Below are 3,167 nucleotides of genomic sequence, written 5' to 3'. Positions count from 1 at the left end.
CAAGTCCCATCCATTGTGAAGGAACTTCTTCTATCTTAAAACTTAATTCATTCATGTTTACACGATAAATTTTATCTGCCATTTTAATCTCCTTAAAATTTGTTGTTAAAAGTATAATATGCTATGTTTATAGCTTTAAAATAGCGATTAAGAAGATTTTATAATTTTTATTTAATTTTAGACTTTATTTTGAAATATGTTACATTTTGTAAGTAACTTTTTAAGCAGAATTTTTTATCATGTAGCCTACACCTCTAACATTTATAATAAAATCTTCCTTTAAATTGTTTTTTAAACGATTGATTTCTGCTCTTATTGTTGCATTATCAATATCTATATCAAAATCATACCAAACATTTTCTCTGAACATATCATAACTACAAACTAATGATTTATTTTTTGTAAGAAATTCTATAATTTGAAGTTGTCTTTTAGGAAAAATTTGTGGTTCATTATTGAAATAAAGTGTCATAGTTTCATGATTGAAACTATACGATTTTGATAATATTTTATGCTGCATTTTCATTTGTGTAGATTGCAAAATTTTGTTGATTCTAATATTTAGCTCTTTTAAATGAAATGGTTTCTTTAAATAATCATAACAACCTAACTCAAACGCTCGAGATATATCTTCAATATCTATAAGAGTTGAAATAAAAATAACTGGAACCATTTTCTTTTGAGTATGCAATTCTTCTAAAATTGTAAGTCCATCAACATTTGGGACATTTATGTCAAAAATCAATAAATCAAACTTTTCTTTTTCCAAAATATTAAGACATATATCACCATCTCTTACAGAAGTCATAGCATGTCCAATCTTTGTTAAGTACTTTGTTATTGATTCATTCATTAAGATATCATCTTCTAAAATTAAAATTTTCATCTCACATCCATTGGAAATTTGTATGTAAATGAAGTTAAGTTTTCATTTGATTCTAAATTTATTTGAACATTTTCTTCATTACATATTTTTTTTACTAAGTTTAAGCCTAATCCAAAACCATCTTGTCGGGTCTCTTCTCTATAATACTCTTCAAAAATGAGTTCTGGTTTTTGTATTTTTCTTGAATGAGAAGATATAACAAAATTATAATTCTCTTTATCTTGTTTCAAAGATACTAATATATCTTTATTCTCAAATGTATATTTGATTGCATTTGTTAAATTATTATCTATTATTCTTTGCAATTTTGTTTCATTAAAATAAATGTACATATCATCACTATCTACTGTGAGTATAAAATTTGATTTTGCTTTGTCAGCAACTTGTGCAAAAAAATCAACTCTACTTCGTATATAATCTGCCAAATTAATTTTTTGTTTGAGATAAACAATTTGATCTTTTTTAACCAAATAACTCAAATCATCGTAAAGTGAAAATATACTTTTAACGGCAACTTCTATATTTTCAAAATATACACTTTTACTAAATTCCATTTCATGAAGTTCAATATTGTTCATAATAACACTCAAAGGAGTATTCATTTCATGTACAGTATAACGAAGAAACTGCTTATGTCCCATGAGTACATTTTTAGAATAATTCATCTGATTTTTTAATTTGATTGATTGTTCATCATAATCTAAAGCACTTTGCTGGATAAGATTAGTTAAAGATTCAATAGTTTTTGCATAAGATTTTTCTTTTGCACTTAAATGTTCTTCTTCATATGTTTCAATTTTTTTCTTGGTTGATTTTTCACTTAGAGCAACAACTGTAAGAGTTTGATTTAAAAGCTCATTATATCCATCTTGATGGAAAAACTCTGAATATGTAAAAAAACCTGAAGTTGGTGCTATATGAGAAAAAGGTTCAGCTTGTAAATTTATTAAATCAGGAAGATACCTTCTTCTAGCCATACAAGAGTAAATAAAAAAAGTTTGTGCATTTACTTTTTGTAAATTTTTCAATACTTCAATAGGACTTTTAATTAATGACTTAGCATCACCAAATCCTATTTTCACCTTGTCACCTTTTTGAAGATTCCCTCCACAACTCAAACTTCCATCTTCATGTTTTGCTATAACAGCTCTCGCTTTTGGTAAACCCTTTGACTGAACAATAAGAGGAAATTCTGTTTGTGATACATTACTACCAAGATATTTTCCATAAAAATCTACAGGTTTCATTCCATCAATTTTGTAAATCCTATTACCTTCTACTTCTTCAATAGTATGTTCTAATCCTATAGCTTGCCAATCAAATTTATAATCAGTAGCTATTTGTAAAATATCAGAGTTCAGTGAAACGCCGACTGCTCCTTGACTTAAAATAGTGTTTTGTGCAGATATATATGTTTTTATAAATTGACCATTATCACCTGCCATGCCTCCACATATAACAACTGAAGAGTCATAAGACTCTATTCCTTTTAAAAACTCTTCAGCATTTATATTGGTTCCATCAGTAAATAGTATCAATAACTTTGTATTTTTGGTTACTAATCTTGAAGCCAAATCATAACCACAAGGGAATGAATCTTTTTCATCTGCATACTTTTCATAGGCAATTTGTAAGTTTGTACTCTCAAAAATACTTATCGAAATAATTGTTTGTAAAAGAGTAACTGTATCTTCACAGATTTCACCATCTGTAGTGGTTCCTATACATATAGCATGAGGAATATTTTCTAATACATCATGTATGATAGTTTCAAATATAACTTCACTTTGCCCACAAAAGATTTGAACTAATATATTTTTTTCTTCTTTAAACAAAGAAAAATCTATAAGCTCATTCAATAACCCTGTACTGTATTTATAGTTATGTGTTTTCATATTTCTCTTTTGTTATCAAAGATAGGATAATATATCTCACCCACCACCAACTTTAGGGAAGAGGGCGAGAATATCACCCTCTTGTAAAACATAATCTTCTTTTTCATGTTTAGAATTAACCATTAAAACACCAAGAGGAAGCTTATGTTCACTTATCCCTAGCTCATCCATTACATCTTGAGCTGTTGTACCACTTTTATATACTCTTTGTTCAATCTTAAATCTATCATCTCTATATTGAGCAAACAATTTTATAGTGACATTTATACTCTCACTCATCAAAAATTCCAAAACTCATCAATTTCTTCATTTGTAAAATCCCAAGTAGCATTATGAGGAGGAAGTGCTTCGTACTTCATAAACTCTGGCATTCTATCGTCTGCACT

3 protein-coding genes are annotated in these 3,167 nt (G+C 27.6%); all 3 read right to left on the bottom strand.

Annotated elements, in window-relative coordinates; all coding sequences use genetic code 11:
* Positions 1–220: 220 nt before the first annotated feature.
* Genes K354_RS0113570 through K354_RS0113560 form a run of 3 tightly spaced genes read right to left on the bottom strand, consistent with a single transcriptional unit; the run spans position 221 to position 3,060 of the window.
* The gene (locus tag K354_RS0113570) at positions 221–886 is read right to left on the bottom strand and encodes a response regulator transcription factor (protein ID WP_024956014.1); all 666 of its coding nucleotides are present in this window, start codon (positions 884–886) and stop codon (positions 221–223) included.
* Positions 883–2,781 carry an FIST N-terminal domain-containing protein gene (locus tag K354_RS0113565; RefSeq protein ID WP_024956013.1) on the bottom strand — a complete coding sequence of 633 codons (1,899 nt, stop codon included), beginning with the start codon at positions 2,779–2,781 and terminating at the stop codon, positions 883–885. The genes K354_RS0113570 and K354_RS0113565 overlap by 4 nt, the downstream gene beginning before the upstream one ends.
* A 36-nt stretch (positions 2,782–2,817) precedes the next feature.
* Positions 2,818–3,060, bottom strand: coding sequence for a MoaD/ThiS family protein (locus tag K354_RS0113560; RefSeq protein ID WP_245600618.1), 243 nt, complete (start codon positions 3,058–3,060; stop codon positions 2,818–2,820).
* Positions 3,061–3,167 lie beyond the last annotated feature (107 nt).

It is taken from the genome of Sulfurospirillum arcachonense DSM 9755, from assembly GCF_000597725.1.
Classification (GTDB): domain Bacteria; phylum Campylobacterota; class Campylobacteria; order Campylobacterales; family Sulfurospirillaceae; genus Sulfurospirillum_A; species Sulfurospirillum_A arcachonense.
This window is presented reverse-complemented; position numbering and strand designations above follow the sequence as displayed.